At 63.1% G+C, this 16,217-nt stretch carries 12 protein-coding genes; all 12 read left to right on the top strand.

From position 1 onward, the window contains the following. Positions 1–110: 110 nt before the first annotated feature. The 12 genes from AB7849_RS01765 to AB7849_RS01710 all read left to right on the top strand — a co-directional run bounded on the left by AB7849_RS01765 (position 111) and on the right by AB7849_RS01710 (position 16,207). Positions 111–1,421 (top strand): ABC transporter permease, encoded by a 1,311-nt coding sequence (locus AB7849_RS01765; protein WP_008214431.1) that lies wholly within the window; start codon positions 111–113, stop codon positions 1,419–1,421. Positions 1,422–1,431: 10 nt separating this feature from the next. Then, entirely contained in the window at positions 1,432–2,670 is a 1,239-nt protein-coding gene (locus tag AB7849_RS01760) for an ABC transporter permease (RefSeq protein WP_008214430.1), read from the top strand. Between the two features lie 139 nt (positions 2,671–2,809). Beyond that, a complete protein-coding gene (locus AB7849_RS01755) occupies positions 2,810–4,126 on the top strand; it encodes an ABC transporter permease (RefSeq protein ID WP_008216052.1) in 1,317 nt (438 codons plus the stop codon). A 148-nt stretch (positions 4,127–4,274) separates the two neighbouring features. Then, entirely contained in the window at positions 4,275–5,531 is a 1,257-nt protein-coding gene (locus tag AB7849_RS01750) for an ABC transporter permease (RefSeq protein ID WP_008216049.1), read from the top strand. 151 nt (positions 5,532–5,682) lie between these two features. Then, the gene (locus tag AB7849_RS01745; protein ID WP_369500498.1) at positions 5,683–6,975 is read left to right on the top strand and encodes an ABC transporter permease; all 1,293 of its coding nucleotides are present in this window, start codon (positions 5,683–5,685) and stop codon (positions 6,973–6,975) included. A gap of 11 nt (positions 6,976–6,986) precedes the next feature. Next, positions 6,987–8,210 carry an ABC transporter permease gene (locus AB7849_RS01740; RefSeq protein WP_369500497.1) on the top strand — a complete coding sequence of 408 codons (1,224 nt, stop codon included), beginning with the start codon at positions 6,987–6,989 and terminating at the stop codon, positions 8,208–8,210. Positions 8,211–8,361: 151 nt separating this feature from the next. Next, positions 8,362–9,663 (top strand): ABC transporter permease, encoded by a 1,302-nt coding sequence (locus AB7849_RS01735; RefSeq protein WP_369500496.1) that lies wholly within the window; start codon positions 8,362–8,364, stop codon positions 9,661–9,663. Between the two features lie 11 nt (positions 9,664–9,674). Further along, a complete protein-coding gene (locus AB7849_RS01730) occupies positions 9,675–10,892 on the top strand; it encodes an ABC transporter permease (RefSeq protein WP_008216038.1) in 1,218 nt (405 codons plus the stop codon). Positions 10,893–11,013: 121 nt separating this feature from the next. Further along, entirely contained in the window at positions 11,014–12,321 is a 1,308-nt protein-coding gene (locus tag AB7849_RS01725) for an ABC transporter permease (protein ID WP_037102178.1), read from the top strand. 12 nt (positions 12,322–12,333) lie between these two features. Beyond that, entirely contained in the window at positions 12,334–13,539 is a 1,206-nt protein-coding gene (locus AB7849_RS01720; protein WP_008216033.1) for an ABC transporter permease, read from the top strand. A 146-nt stretch (positions 13,540–13,685) separates the two neighbouring features. Beyond that, positions 13,686–14,996 (top strand): ABC transporter permease, encoded by a 1,311-nt coding sequence (locus AB7849_RS01715; protein ID WP_008216031.1) that lies wholly within the window; start codon positions 13,686–13,688, stop codon positions 14,994–14,996. Beyond that, positions 14,993–16,207 (top strand): ABC transporter permease, encoded by a 1,215-nt coding sequence (locus tag AB7849_RS01710; protein ID WP_008216029.1) that lies wholly within the window; start codon positions 14,993–14,995, stop codon positions 16,205–16,207. Before AB7849_RS01715 ends, AB7849_RS01710 begins: the two co-directional genes overlap by 4 nt. The last annotated feature ends 10 nt before the right edge of the window (positions 16,208–16,217 follow it).

Below are 16,217 nucleotides of genomic sequence, written 5' to 3'. Positions count from 1 at the left end.
TCGGCAGGCGGGTGAGGGTACGGGTGAAGCGTGGCGCCTCACTTCGGCCGAACCCTCACCCCAACCCCTCTTCCGACGGGAGAGGGGCATGAGCGCGAGGAGCTAGGAATATGTTTGCCTACTACCTTGAACTTGGCCTGCGCAGCCTGCGCCGCAATCCCGCGCTTACCGCACTGATGGTGATGGCGATCGGTTTCGGCGTGGCTGCGTCGATGACCACGTACTCCGTATTCCGCGCCGTGTCGGGCAACCCGATTCCCGACAAGTCGGCGCAACTGTTCACGCCGCTGGTGGACAACTGGGGGCCGCAGCAGAACAACCGGGGCGAGCCGCCGGATGCGCTGGATTACGTGGATGCGATGGCGTTGATGCGTGCGCATGAAGCGAAGCGCCAGACGCTGTTGTATCAGGTGCAGATGTCGGTGATGCCGGGTGGCAACCGCGATCTGCCGCTTTCGGCGAACGGCTACGCGGTCTACGGCGACTTCTTCCCGATGTTCGAAGTGCCGTTCCAGTATGGCAGCGGCTGGAGCGAACAGGATGACAAGGCGCGCAGTGCGGACGTGGTGATCAGCGGCGAACTCAACCAGAAGCTGTTCGGCGGTATCGACAGTGTGGGACGCACGGTCAACTTCAGCGGCCACGATTATCGCGTGGTGGGCGTGACTCGCCCCTGGAATCCCAAACCGCGCTTTTTCGATCTGTTCAACACCAGTGGCTTCAAGGACGCATCGGATTTCTACATGCCGTTCACCCGCGCCCAGGATCTGCAGATGTACAGCAACGGCGGCAACAGCTGCCGCGGCAGCCTGACCTTTACCAGTTGGGAAGACTATCGGCAGAGCAATTGCGTGTGGATCACCGCATGGGTGGAGCTGAACAACGCCGCCGCCGTCACACGCTATCGCCATTTCCTCGAAAGCTATGCCGCCGATCAGCAAAAGGCCGGCCGTTTCGCCTGGGCACCCAACGTGCGATTGCGCGACGTGATGCAATGGCTCGACTTCCGCCAGGTGGTGCCGCCGGAAAGCCGCATCTCGCTGCTGGTGGCGCTGGGCTTCTTCGTGATCTGCCTGGTCAACACCATTGGTTTGCTGCTGGCGAAGTTCATGCGCCGTGCCGGTGAAATCGGCGTGCGGCGTGCACTGGGCGCTTCGCGCCGGGAGATCTACACGCAGTACCTGATCGAGGCTGGCACGGTGGGTCTGGCTGGTGGCGTGTTGGGGTTGCTGCTGACCGCCATTGGAGTGGCTGGCGTGGGCGTGCTGTTTCCGCCGCAGATCGCGAAGCTGGCGCATCTCGATGTCTCGCTGGTGGGGCTGACCCTGCTGGTGGCGATCATCGCGACGGTTCTCGCGGCGTTCTATCCGGCCTGGCGCGCGGCGCACGTGCAGCCGGCCTGGCAGCTGAAGTCGAACTGAGGGGGCAGTGATGAACATGCAGATCAAACCCATCCTCATCGCACTGCGCCGACACAAGGCCGGTACGCTGCTGATCGCGCTGCAGATTGCGCTGACCCTGGCGATCGTCTGCAATGCGCTGTTCATCATTCACCAGCGCCTGGCCAACCTGTCCGAGCGCAGTGGCGTGGATGAGGCCAACGTGTTCGTGATCCAGAACCAGTGGGCTGCCGAAAGGTCGACCCAGCAGATCGATGCGCAGGTACGCGCCGACATGCTTGCGTTGCGACAACTGCCCAGCGTGCGCGATGCGGCCCCTTCCACCGGTTATCCGCTGCAGGGTGGTGGCTGGGACAACTTCGTCACGATGACACCCGACCAGGTCAAGCCGACCACCGACTCGGCGGTGTACATGGGCGACGAGCATCTGCTCCACACGCTGGGATTGCGGCTGATCGCGGGGCGCAATTTCCGCCCCGACGAAGTCCTCGTGATGGGCACCCAGCAGGCGGTCATTCCGCCGGTGGTGATCGTGAGCAAGGCATTGGCCGATCGGTTGTTTCCCGACGGCTCGGCACTGGGCAAGAGCTTTTATGCGATGAGTGCCACGCCGACCACGATCGTCGGCATCGTCGATCGTCTGCACCGGCAGGGTGCGTCCCAATGGGACAAGGCCCATGCCGGACAGTCGTTGATCTGGCCAACACGGCCGGACGATGCACGCGGCATCTTCTACATCGTGCGCGCCAAGCCCGGTCAACTCGCCGCCGCGATGCGCGAAGCACCCAAGGCGCTGTACGCACAGAGCCGCATGCGCATCATCGATCCGAAGGACGGCATCCAGGACTATGCCGAGATCCGCCATCGCGTATTCGACAGCGACCGCGGCATGGCCATCCTGATGGGCATCATCAGCGCGGTGCTGCTGGCGATCACTGCGGCCGGCATTGTCGGACTCACCAGTTTCTGGGTGGGCCAGCGGCGCAAGCAGATCGGCGTGCGTCGTGCACTCGGCGCTACCCGGCACGACATCCTCAGTTACTTCCTCACCGAAAACCTGTTGATCGGCATCGCCGGCGTGGCCGTGGGGACGGTGCTCGCGATTGGCATCAACCTGTGGATGGTGACGCGCTTCGAGATGGACCGGATGTCGATGGCCTACGTGGGTGTCGGCGTGATCGTGCTGTTGTTGTTGGGCCAGGGCTCGGTGCTGGCGCCGGCGCTGCGCGCCTCGCGCGTGTCGCCGGTGGAGGCAACACGTTCGGTATGAAATTTCCCCTCTCCCCTTGGGAGAGGGTGCCCGCAGGGCGGGTGAGGGTACGGGCGAAGCGCGATGTTTCGGCCTCGTCGCACCCTCACCCCAACCCCTCTCCCGACGGGAAAGGGGCGTTGCCATCTGGAGAGACGGAATGTTTGGCTATTACCTTGAATTGGCAATACGCAGCCTGAAACGCAGTCCCGGCCTCACCGCGCTGATGGTGCTGGCGATCGGTTTCGGCGTCGCCGCGTCGATGACTTCGTGGTCGGTGTTCCGCGCGGTGTCGGGCGATCCCATCCCGTGGAAATCCTCGCAGCTGTTCGTGCCGCAGATCGACGCGTGGGGGCCGAACGGTCGCAGCGCCGATGGCGATCCTCCCAATGCGATGGACTACACCGACGCGGTGGCGCTGATGCGCGATCACCGAGCCAAACTGCAGTCGGCGATGTATGAGATATCGCCCTCGATCGTGCCTGCCGATGCGGCCAAGCATCCGATCAATGTCAGCGGCCACGCGGTGTACAGCGAGTTCTTTCCGATGCTCGATGTGCCGTTCAAGTACGGCACCGGCTGGAGCGCCCGCGATGACCAGAATCGCGCCCAAGTGGTGGTGATCAGCAGCAAGCTCAACCAGAAGCTGTTCGGTGGCGCCAACAGCGTGGGCAAGAGCATCAACCTCGAACGCCAGGATTACCGCGTGGTCGGCGTGCTGAACGACTGGAACCCGCAGCCGCGTTTCTACGACGTGGTCAACAGCGGCGGTTTTTCGACGGAAGGGGACGCGGTGTTCATGCCGTTCCAGACCGCCATCCAGGCAGCCATTCCGAACGATGGCAACACCAATTGCAATGCGGTGCCCAAGGAGTCGGGTTTCGTCGGATTGCAACATTCCTCCTGTGTGTGGATCGCCTACATGGCCGAGCTGGACAGTGCATCGGCGGTGACGGCCTACCGCAATTATCTCAATGGTTATGCACGCGACCAGCAGCAGGCGGGCCGCTTCAGTTGGGCGCCGAACAATCGCCTGCGCAACCTGCCGGCATGGCTGGACAGCCAGCACATCGTGCCCAGCGATACCAAGGTGTCGTTGCTGGTGGCGTTCGGTTTGCTGCTGGTGTGCCTGGTGAACACGGTGGGCCTGTTGCTGGCCAAGTTCCTGCGTCGCAGCAGCGAAATCGGCGTGCGCCGCGCGCTGGGGGCACCACGCGCCGCGATCTATACGCAGTTCCTGACCGAAGCCGGCATCGTCGGCGCGGCCGGAGGCGTGCTTGGCCTGCTACTGACGGCGGTGGGCGTGGCCAGCGTGGGCTGGGTGCTGCCCAAGGACATCGCCGCGCTGGCGCGGCTGGATGTCTCGCTGCTGCTGCTGACCCTGCTGGTGGCGGTGATCGCGACCATGCTCGCCGGCCTGTATCCCACCTACCGTGCCTCGCGCGTGCAACCCGCGTGGCAGTTGAAGAGCAATTGAGGATGACGGCCATGACTTTTTCATCGCTCTCGCCATCTGCAGGAGCTCGCTTGCGGGCGATAAAGCAGGATGGAGAAAAGCATCGCCCGCCAGCGGGCTCCTACGGTTCGAACTGCGTCCCGTCGGTCCCGTTCAAGGAAACACAGCCATGAAACTGCATCCCATCCTCGCCGCATTGCGCAAGCACAAGGCCGGCACGGTGCTGATCGCGCTGCAGATCGCGCTGACCCTGGCCATCGTGTGCAATGCGATCTTCATCATCGGCCAGCGTGTCGAACGGGTGAACCGTCCGACCGGTATGAACGAAAGCAACCTGTTCCTGATCAGCCAGCAGTGGGTGGGCGCACCCAGCGCGGATACCCCCGATGGTGTGGAGAAACTCGACGCGCTGCAACGCGAGGATCTCGCCGCGCTGCGCAATCTGCCCGGAGTGGCCTCAGTGGCGCCGATCAACTCGTTGCCGCTGCTCAACTCGTCCTGGACGGGTTCGGTGTCGCTCAAGCCGAGCGCTACGATTGGTGACAAAACCGGTACCCGTACCGCGTATTACTTCACCGATGCGCAGGTGTTGCCCACGCTGGGCCTGAAGCTGGTCGCCGGCCGAGCGTTTAATGCCAGTGACGAGCATCATCAGGGGCTTCGTGACAGCCCGCCACGGTCCATTGTTATCGTCACCAAGGCGCTGGCCGACAAGCTGTTCCCGAAGGGCAACGCCGTTGGCAAGGCGATCTACTGCGATGGCCGTAGTTCGCCGAGCACCATCGTCGGTGTGGTTGCACGCATGCAGACGCCAGCTAGTGGCAGCTGGGGCAATGATTTCGCGTGGTATTCGACGCTGGTGCCGACCCGCATCGATGCGAACTTTGCGCGTTACGCCGTGCGTACCAAACCCGGCCAGCTGGACGCAACCATGCGCGCGGTGACGCCGCTGCTGTACAAGGTGAACCCGTTGCGCGTGCTTGACGACCATAGTGTCAGGCCGTTCTCCGAGATTCGCGCCAGGGCTTACCGTGCCGACAAGGGCATGGCGGTGCTGATGGGCGTGATCTGCCTGATCCTGATCGCGGTCACCGCTGCAGGCATCGTCGGCCTCACCAGTTTCTGGGTCGGCCAGCGGCATCGGCAGATCGGTGTGCGCCGCGCGCTGGGCGCACGCAAGATCGACATCCTGCACTACTTCCAGATCGAGAACCTGCTGATTGCCGGCGCCGGCGCGGTGATCGGTGTGGTGCTCTCGATCGGCCTCAACCTGTGGCTGATCACCCGCTACGAGATGGACCGGATGCCGGTGCTCTACGTGCTGGTCGGCGTGGTCGCGATGCTGATCCTCGGCCAACTCGCGGTGTTCGTGCCGGCACGGCGCGCCTCGAACGTGCCACCGGTGTCGGCGACGCGGGCGGCGTGAACTTGCTTTGCTCCCTCCCCTGCGACCGAAGGAAGTCCCTTTGGGACGCGCAGGGGAGGGCTGGGGTGGGGTGCTCTTGCCGCGAGGAAAAGCCGCCCATCCCGATCTCTACCTTGCTTGCAGGGGGAGGAGACAACCACGGGGAAAGGGAATGTTCGGCTACTACTTCAACCTGGCCATGCTCAGCCTGAAGCGCAACAAGGTGCTGACGGCGCTGATGGTGCTGACCATCGCGCTGGGTATCGGCACCAGCATGACCACGTTGACCGTGATGCACGTGCTGTCAGGCGACCCGATTCCGCAGAAGAGCGCGCAACTGTTCCGCGTGCGCATGAACGTGTTTCCCGATGACGCGTTCAAGCGTGGAGACAGGGTGCCTGACAACCTTACCCGGCGCGATGCCGAAGCATTGCTGCATGATGCGCGCGGCGATCGGCAGGCGGCGATGTCGGCGGGCTCGATGGTGGTCATGTCCGCACAGGGCGATCCACTTAACGTGGAGGCGCGTTACACCAATGCGGATTTTTTCCCCATGTTCGACGTGCCGCTGCGCTACGGCCATGCATGGGGCCGTGGCGATGACGCAGGCCATGCGCATGTGGCGGTGATTTCGGGCTCGCTCAACGAGCAGCTTTTCGGCGGCGCGGACAGTGTCGGCAAGGCACTGCTGGTTGGCGATCAGTCCCTGCGCATCATTGGTGTGCTGGGCGACTGGGACATGAATCCACGTTTCTACGATCTCAGCAATGGCCAGTTCGGCGATAGCGAAGACGTGTTTGTACCGCTGTCCACTGCGCTGGACATGAAGCTGCCAACCAGCGGCCAGACATGGTGTTGGGGCAACAACGGCAATGCACACGACGCCAATGCCCCCTGCATATGGCTGCAGTACTGGGCGCAACTGGATACACCCGCAAAGGCGGTTGCCTACCGTCAGTATCTGCAGAATTACATCGCCCTGCAGCAGAAGGCCGGACGCTTCACCCATTCCGGGCAACTTGAGCTGCAGGACGTGATGCAGTGGCTGGATGCCAAAGGTGTGGTGCCTTCCGACGTACGGTTGCAGATGTGGCTGGCGTTGGGCTTCCTGGGTATCTGCCTGATCAACACGGTGGGCCTGTTGCTGGCGAAGTTCCTGCGTCGTGGCAGTGAGCTTGGCGTGCGTCGCGCGCTGGGTGCGTCGCGCCGATCGATCTTCCTGCAATGCCTGATCGAGGCCGGCATGGTGGGGATGGTCGGCGGCGTGTTCGGGCTGGTACTGGCTGGCCTCGGTGTGCTTCTGGTACGCCACCAGCCCACCGATTACGCCGCCTACATCCACATGGATCTGCGCATGCTGCTGGCCACTTTCGTGCTGGCCTTGTCGAGCAGCCTGCTGGCCGGATTGCTGCCGGCGTGGCGGGCGATGCAGTTGTCGCCTGCCATCGCGATCAAGTCGAACTAGGAGAGCGCTGCATGCATTTCCGCCACATTCTCAGCGCGCTTGGACGTCATCGCATCGCGGTATGCCTGCTGGTGCTGGAGATCGCCTTCACCTGTGCGGTGGTCTGCAACGCGTTGTTCCTGATCGGCACGCGGCTGGAACGCATGCACCGGCCAACCGGCGTGGACGAGGCGCACCTGATCCAAGTAGGCGTGCGCAGTGTCACGCCTGGTTCGGCGGATGCGATCATGGCGCAGACACACACCGACCTGGTGGCGCTGCGCGCCATTCCCGATGTGGCCAATGTGGCCGTCGTCAATCAGACACTGTTTGGCGATAACATCAGTTTCAGCGGTGTCAGCCTCAGTGATGCGCCGCAGGCCCCCAGCGTCCGTGTCGCCCAATACTTCGGCAATGCGCAGTTGGCCGACACGCTTGGCCTGAAGCTGGCAGACGGTCGCTGGTTCAAGCCGGACGAGTTCATCCGTTACGCACAGCTGGAAAACGGCAGTTCGGGTGTGCCCGTCATCGTCACCAAGGCATTGGCGAACCATTTCTTCCCGGGCCAGTCGGCCGTTGGCAAGACCATCCACGCCTTTGGCACCAACCCCGTGGTAGGTGTTGTGAACCGTCTGGTGCAGCCGCGCGATTACGGTCCGGGCGAGCATTACGGCTACGCCATGATGTTCCCGGTGGAGATGCCGTATTCACGAGGCAGATACCTGATTCGAGTCAGGGACGCCTCACAACGGCAGGCGGTAATCCAGGGCGCATTGCACGCGCTGAAGACTGATGGTCCGCTGCGGCTGGTGTCGCCGAAGGATGCCACCACACTTGAAGCGGCGCGGGCCAAGTACTACCGCAACGACCGTGCGATGGCATGGATGCTGGTGGGCGTGTGCCTGTTGCTGCTGATCGTCACGGCGGTGGGCATCGTAGGCCTCACCAGTTTCTGGGTGGCGCAGCGGCGCAGGCAAATCGGCATCCGCCGTGCCATCGGTGCGACCCGTGGCGACATCCTGCGTTATTTCCAGACCGAGAATTTCCTTATCGCCACGTTCGGTATCGCGTTGGGCATGGCGCTGGCCTACGGCCTCAACCTGTTGCTGATGCTGCACTACGAACTGGGGCATCTCCCGGCTTGGTATTTCCCGGTGGGTGCGGTGACGCTGTGGGTCATCAGCCAGATCGCGGTGCTTGGCCCTGCGTTGCGTGCGTCGAACGTGCCACCCGTGGTGGCGACGAGGAGCGTGTGATGAAGCGCGAAACCATGAGCCTTCCCATCTCCGGTAGGAGCCCGCTCGCGGGCGATGCTCCTGTTCCGGTGCGAAGCGTGGGTCTAATCAAAAGCATCGCCCGCGAGCGGGCTCCTACCGAAAGCGCTGCAACTGTTGCAGGAGACTGACGATGTTCGGCTACTACTTCAACCTGGCCATGCTCAGCCTGAAGCGCAACAAGGTGCTGACGGTGCTGATGGTGTTGGCGATCGCGGTGGGCATTGGCGCGTCGATGACCACGCTGACAGTGGTGCATCTCCTGTCAGGCGACCCGATACCGAACAAGAGCAGCGAGCTGTATTTCCCGCAGGTCGATCCCGAGACGCCTGCATCAGCACGCCATCCCGAGCCGTATCCGGCGATGGACTACCGTTCGGCGACCGACCTGTGGAACGCGCATCGTGCAGACCGCCAGGCGATCATCACCGCCAGCGCGGTGAAAGTGCGCGTGCCCGACGGTAGCCACCCGCCGCTGATGCTGAGCATGCTCTCCACCTCGTCGGATTTCTTCCAGATGTTCGACGTGCCGTTCCAGTACGGCTCCGGTTGGAGCTCGGGGGACGACGCCAGCCATGCGCGCGTGACGGTGATTTCGGCTGACCTCAACCAGAAACTGTTCGGGGGCGCCAATAGCGTGGGTCGCATCTTGCGAGTGCAAGATTCCGACATGCGTATCGTCGGCGTGCTCAAGTCCTGGCGCCCGGCGCCGCTTTTCTACGATCCGTGGAGCCAGAACTTCAGCAAGACGGAAGACGTGTTCACCCCTTTCAGCAGCGGCCTGGAAATCAACAAAGGCAATTTTCAGCCTTATACGTGCTGGCAGGTTCCCAAAGATCCGCGTGACATGCAGAACTCGGATTGCGTGTGGGTGTGGCTGTGGGTGGAGCTGGACAGCCCGGCGAAGGTGCGCGATTACGCGCGTTTCCTGGGCGGATACGCGGACGGACAGAAGGCGCTTGGACGGTTTGCGATAGGTCGGGAGCATGTCCGGTTGCGCAACGTGATGACGTGGCTTGAAGCCCGCGGCCAGGTGCCTGGCGATGTGCGCTTGCAGGCATGGCTGGCGTTTGCGTTTCTCGTTATCTGCCTGTTCAACGCGGTAGGCCTGCTGCTGGCGAAATTCCTGCGCCGCAGTGGCGAGATCGGGGTGCGACGTGCGCTTGGCGCCAGTCGACGAGCAATTTTCTCGCAATGCCTGGTCGAGGCCGGCGTGATCGGCTTGCTGGGCGGCATTGGTGGCTGGCTACTGACGCTCGGCGGCTTGTGGCTGGTGCGGCAACAGCCGGTGGATTACGCCCACCTGGCGCATCTGGATACCGGCATGTTCCTGGTCACCTTTGTGATGGCGGTCGGGACCAGCCTGTTGGCGGGAGTGATCCCTGCATTGCGTGCCAGCCGGGTGGTTCCGGCCTGGCAGCTCAAGGCGCTGTGAGGAGGATGACCATGCAGATTCGACCGATACTCGCCGCCCTGCGCCGCCATCGACTCGCCACGTTGCTGATCGCGATCGAAATCGCGCTGGCTTGCGCGGTGCTGTGCAACGCCTGCTTCCTGGTGGCCCAGCGCTGGAAAATGATCCAGACAAAAAGCGGCGTCGACGAAAGCTCGTTGGCGGTGCTGATGGTCAATGGCTTCGAGCCGACCCAGGCCACGGATGTCAACGCACGCATGCTGGCGGGTCTTCAGGCCATTCCAGGTATGAAATCGGTGACCTTGATCAACGAGGTGCCATTCGGGCCGCAGGCGGGTGCCGCGGGCGTGTCGCATGACCCAGGAAGCTTCAAGAACATCATTGGCGTAGTGGATTTCGTACTGGGTGGGCCGGGCACGTTCAAGGCGCTGGGTTTGAAGCTGGTCGCGGGCAGGCTGCCGCAACTCGACGACTATCAACCTGCCATCAGCTTCGTCCCCAATGATGCGCAAGTGTTGGTCACTCGTGCGCTGGCGGAACATGCATGGCCGAACGAAGACCCGCTGGGCAAAGATTTTTGGTGCGACAAATTTCACTTCCGCGTCATCGGTGTAGTGGATCACTTTGCGCGCGCGCAGCCGCACCAGTACGCCATGTCAGAGGCACAGTGGACGGTATTCACGCCGACGGCGCCGGGTGGCACGTTGTCTGGCACCTACTTGCTGCGGGCCAAGCCACAGGACGTGCGGCGCGTGTTGCAAGCCGCGCGTGCCGCCGTAGCGAAAATTGCTCCAGACGTGGTGTTGGATCGTGAAGATAGCCAAACGCTGAGCGAGCTGCGTAGAAGTTACTTCAAGTCCGACCGCGTCATGATCGATCTGTTGATCGGCGTGGTCCTTACCCTGCTCGGTGTCACCGCATTGGGCATCGTCGGTCTGACCAGCTTCTGGGTCGCGCAGCGACGCAAGCAGATCGGCATTCGTCGCGCGATCGGTGCGACACGTGGCGACATCCTGCGCTACTTCCAGACCGAGAATTTCCTGATTGTCTCGTTCGGCATCGCCATCGGCATGCTGCTGGCGTTCGTATTGAACGCGGTGCTGATGAAGTTCTACGAGCTGCCGCATTTGCCGCTGTATTACCTGCCGATCGGGGCGTTGGCGCTGTGGGGATTGGGACAGCTGGCGGTGCTGGGACCGGCCTTGCGTGCGGCGGCGGTGCCGCCGGTCGTCGCAACGAGGAGCGTGTGATGAGGCCGGGAACCGGTAGGAGCGCACCATGTGCGCGAAAACAATCTGCAGCAGTGTCGCAACGTGCATTCGCGCACAGGGTGCGCTCCTGCGGACCATGCGGAACAGGAGTGATGGGATGATGTTCGGTTACTACCTCGACCTGGCCTTGCGCAGCCTGAGGCGCAACAAGGTGTTGACCACGCTGATGGTGCTGGCGCTGGCGCTGGGTATCGGCGCGTGCATCACCACGCTGACCGTGCTCAAGCTGCTGTCGGGCGATCCGATTCCGCAGAAGAGTGCGCAGCTGTTCTATCCGCAACTCGACCCCTATCCGGCGAACCAACCCTTCTCGCGCAGCGGGAAGCGGTTGCCGTTCCTGATGAGCTATGTCGACGCGATGAACCTGATTCATGCGCACAAGGCGGAGCGTCAGGCGGCGATGGCCATGTCGCAGGTCAAGCTGATGCCGCCATCGGGCGAGGGCAAGCCGTTCTACGCGCAGGGCGTGCTGGCTACGGCAGACTTTTTCCCGATGTTCGACGCGCCATTCCAATATGGATCGGGGTGGACGGCGGCGGACGATGACAGCCGCGCGCAGGTCGTGGTGATCGCAGGCTATCTCAATGACAAGTTGTTCGGTGGCGCGAATAGCGTGGGAAAGATGATCCGCATCGAGGATCACGACTTCCGCATCATCGGAGTGTTGCGCGCATGGGCGCCGCAACCGCGCTTCTATGCGCTGCACCTGGGCGGGCGCAGCTACGGCAAGGGTGATGCGGTGTTCCTGCCACTGCAGGGCGCGCGCGCCGATGGACTGATGCCGAGCGCGATGATGGGCTATGGCAAGTCGATTGATGTGGATCACCTGGAGTCGGCCGAGGCGATCTGGCTAGGTCTGTGGGTGCAGTTGCCGAACGCTGCCGCTGTCTCGACGTATCGATCATTCCTGGGCAATTACGCCAGGGAGCAGGTGAGTCTGGGCCGATTCCGGAAATCGCATACGGCGCTTTCCGGCCTGATGGAGTGGATGCGCAGCGAACATGTGGTGCCCGAGGACGTGCGCCTGCAGGCGGGTTTGGCCTTCGGCTTTCTGCTGATCTGCGTGGTGAACACGGTGGGTCTGCTGCTGGCCAAGTGTTTGCGGCGCTCGCGCGAGATCGGCGTGCGTCGTGCGCTGGGGGCATCGCGCGGAGCGATCTTCGCGCAGTTCATGGTGGAGGCGGCCATCGTGGGTCTGGCCGGCGGCGTGCTTGGCCTGTGCTTCGCGGAACTCGGCCTGCTCGGCATCCGCCATCAGCCGGCGCAGTACGCCAGCCTCGCGCACCTGGATCTGTCGATGTTCCTGTTTACCTTCGTGGTGGCACTGGCCGCCAGCCTGGTTGCTGGCCTGCTGCCCGCGTGGCGCGCCTGCGTGGTGGCGCCCGCCCCGCAACTGAAAGACGCCTAAAGGAGAACACCCATGGAAATCCGTCCGATTTTCTCCAGCCTGCGTCGGCATCGCATTCCGGCCCTGTTGATCGTGCTGGAGATCGCACTGGCCTGCGCGGTGCTGTGCAATGCGGTGTTCATGATCGGCCAGCGCATGGCGAACATCCATTGGCCCAATGGCATCGACGAGGCCGGCATCTCGGTCATCACGGTGAACGGCACCGATGCCAAACTCGCCGCCAGCAACATTCCGCGTGACCTGGCTGCCCTGCGTGGCGTTGCCGGCGTCACGGCGGCTGCAGCGGTGACCAGCATGCCGCTGGATCAGAGTCCGGCCTTGACCGGATTCACCACGACACCAGACGGCAAGACCACAGTGAACACGTCGGTGTATTTCATGGGGCGTGGCGGCGAGCAGGCGCTTGGGCTGCATCTTCTGCAAGGGCGCTTTTTCAACGCCGAGGAATATGCGGACAGCGGCTTGAAGGATTTCCAGTCCACTGCGCATGTCGCGCTGGTGACTGCCAGTGATGCGAAACGGCTCTGGCCCGGCAAGGATGCGCTGGGCAAGCAGCTGTATGCCAACGGCAAAAGCTGGACCGTGGTCGGCGTGGTCAGCGATGTGCTGGCGATGGATCCGACCACCAGTGGCCCCGGAGGTCGCTATTCCAGCGTGTTCTATCCGTCGCAACCCGACGGCATGATGGGCAACTACGTGGTGCGCAGCGCGCCGCAGGATCGCGACCGCATCGTGCGCGAAGCGGTGCAAACCATCAGCGCCCTGAACCCGGGAGCGGTGGTGGAAGGCAAGACCTATGCGCGGATGCGCAGCGACTATTTCGCCAACACCAGCTCCATGGTGTGGATGCTGGTGCTGGTGTGCGCGGTGATGCTGGCGGTGACCGTGTTCGGCATCGTCGGGCTCACCAGCTTCTGGGTGGGCCAGCGTCGGCGTCAGATTGGCATCCGTCGCGCCGTGGGCGCCACGCGCGGCCACATTCTTCACTACTTCCAGACCGAAAATTTCCTGCTCAGCACGGGCGGCGTGGTAGTCGGCATGCTGCTGGCCTTCGGCATCAACCTGTACCTGATGCAGCACTACGCGATGACGCGCATGCCCTGGTACTACCTGCCGGGCGGTGCGGTTGCACTGTGGTTGATCGGTCAACTCGCGGTACTTGGGCCGGCGTTGCGCGCCGCAGCGGTACCGCCGGTGGTGGCGACGCGGAGCGTGTGATGTTTTCCCTTCTCCCTCCGGGAGAAGGTGCCTGAAAGGCGGATGAGGGTACGGGTATAGCGTGGCGTTGCGCGTTGGCCGAACCCTCACCCCAACCCCTCTCCCGACGGGAGAGGGGCTTTGAATCAAATGTGAGGAGTAAGCGGATGTTCGGCTATTACCTGGATCTCGCATTGCGCAGCCTCAGGCGCAACAAGGTGCTCAGTGCGCTGATGATGCTGGCGATTGCGCTGGGCATTGGTGCATCGATCACCATGCTGACGGTGCTGCACAATCTGTCGGGCAATCCGTTGCCGCAGCGCAGTGGCGTACTGTTCCATCCGCAGGTGGATCCGCGACCGGCGAATCTTCCTGGTGCCTCCAAAGAGCCGCCGGACGGCCTCACATATCTCGACGCGGTGAATCTGTATCAGCTCGGCATCGCGCCGCGTCGCGCGGTGATGAGCGCCAACTGGCTACCCACGCGGCTCGATGCGCCGGACAGTCCGCTGGCGATGCGTACCGACCGCGCGACCACGGCGGATTTCTTCGCCATGTTCGACGTGCCGTTCGTCTACGGTTCGGCGTGGTCGGCACAGGATGACGCGAACCATGCGCAAGTCGTGGTGTTGTCGAAGGCGCTGAACCAGAAGCTTTTTGGCGGTGCCGACAGCGTGGGCAAGACGCTGGTGATTGCGACCAAGACCTTTCGCGTGGTCGGCGTGATCGGCGCATGGAACCCGCAGCCGCGCTTCTACGATATCAACGATGGCCCCTTCGCCGATGCCGAGCAGATGTACCTGCCGTTCTTCACCTGGCTGGACCTGCCGCAGGATTACGGTTACGGGCCGATGCGCTGTTGGGGCAATGATCCTGGTGCCGGCGTGCACAACCCCAAGGCGCAGCAATGTACCTGGGCACAATTCTGGGTGGAGCTGGATTCGCCGGCACAGGTGGATACCTACCGCTCCGCCTTGAAGCAGTACAGCGAACAACAGCATCAGCTCGGTCGCTTCCAGCGCGCGCCCAACGTGCGCTTGCGCGGCTTGCTGGACTGGCTCGACTACAAGCACGTCATCCCGGAAACGGTGCGCATGCAGACATGGATCGCCTTCGGCGTGCTGCTGATCTGCATGATCAATACCGTGGGCTTGATGGTGGCCAAGTTCCTGCGCAAGTCGGGCGAGATCGGCGTGCGTCGTGCGTTGGGTGCCTCGGGTCGTGCGGTGTTCGTGCAATGCCTGGTCGAGGCGGGCGTGGTGGGAGTGGCCGGTGGCCTGCTTGGCTTGCCGCTGGCCTGGCTTGGATTGTGGATGGTGCGTCAGCAGCCGGTGAGCTTCGCCGCTTCGGCCCATCTTGACCTCTCCATGCTGGGCGCCGCGCTTCTGCTGGCGCTGCTGGCCACGCTGGGAGCGGGCATCTGGCCAGCGTGGCGCGTCTCACGCGTGGCGCCCGCCTTGCAGGTGAAGTCGCTATGAGAACCTTCCGACAGATCCATCCCATCCTGGCCGCACTGCGCAGCCACAAGACCGCGGTGACCCTGCTGGTGCTGGAGATCGCGCTGACCATGGCGATTCTCGGCAACCTGGTGTTCATCGTCTACGGTACACTCCAGCGCTCGCATACGCCGACCGGCGTGGCGGAAAGCCGGATCGGTTTGATCCAGAGCATCGGTGTGATCGGTGAGGACAGCTCCGGCACGCTTGCCGCTGATCTTGCAGCACTGAAAGGCACACCCGGTGTGGATGATGCAGCTTACGGTGCACCACCACTGTGGTATGCGAGCACTTCGCCACTGTTCCTCGACCCTGGCCGCTCGCATGCGGCAGCCAGCGCCTATGAGTTTCTGGGCAGCCAGGGACTCAGCGACACGCTGGGTGTCCGCATCGTCAGCGGCAAGAATTTCACGCTTGAGGAATTGCCCGACGCCAGTCAGTGGGGGCAAATCAAGGAACTCCCGGTGCTGATTACGCGTGCACTGGCGCAGAAGCTTTTTCCGACGGGTCATGCGCTTGGACAGATGTTCTATGACGGCAACACGGCCATGCGCGTGACTGGAGTGATTGAGCATCTGCGTGGCGAGATCACCGGGCGAGAGACCGATGACTATTCGGTGATCATCGAGTACCGGGTGGGGGTGCAGGACATGGGCGGCGGCTTCCTGATTCGCGCTCACGATGCCACGCAGTTGCCGCGGGCGTTGCGCGCCGCCGCCGCCGCCCTGCAAAAAATCAATCCTGCTCACGTGCAGAGCCAGGTAGTCACCATGCCGGAGCTGCGCGCCAAGTATTTTCGCAGTGACCTGGCTACTGGCCGCATGCTGGTCGCGATCATCCTGATCCTGCTGGTAGTCACTGCGCTTGGCGTGAGCGGACTGGCCAGCTTCTGGGTGCAGCAACGTCGTCGGCAGATCGGCATGCGCCGTGCGCTGGGTGCCACCCGCGGCGACATCCTGCGTTACTTCCAGATCGAAAACTTTCTCATCGTCACTGGCGGCGTGCTGCTGGGCGCACTGTTCGCCTATGCGTTGAATCTGTTCCTTATGCATCGCTTCGAGTTGGCACACCTGCCGGCGAACTACATGCTGGCGGGGGCCGTGGCGTTGTGGCTGCTCGGGCAGTTGGCGGTATTGGGGCCAGCGCTGCGTGCGGCGGCGGTACCGCCGGTGGTGGCGACTAGGGGCGTGTGATGGCAACCGG

The organism is Rhodanobacter sp. FW021-MT20, from assembly GCF_041107475.1.
Lineage (GTDB): Bacteria > Pseudomonadota > Gammaproteobacteria > Xanthomonadales > Rhodanobacteraceae > Rhodanobacter_A > Rhodanobacter_A glycinis.
The sequence above is the reverse complement of the archived record's forward strand: the minus strand, read 5'-3'. Positions and strand labels throughout refer to the sequence as shown.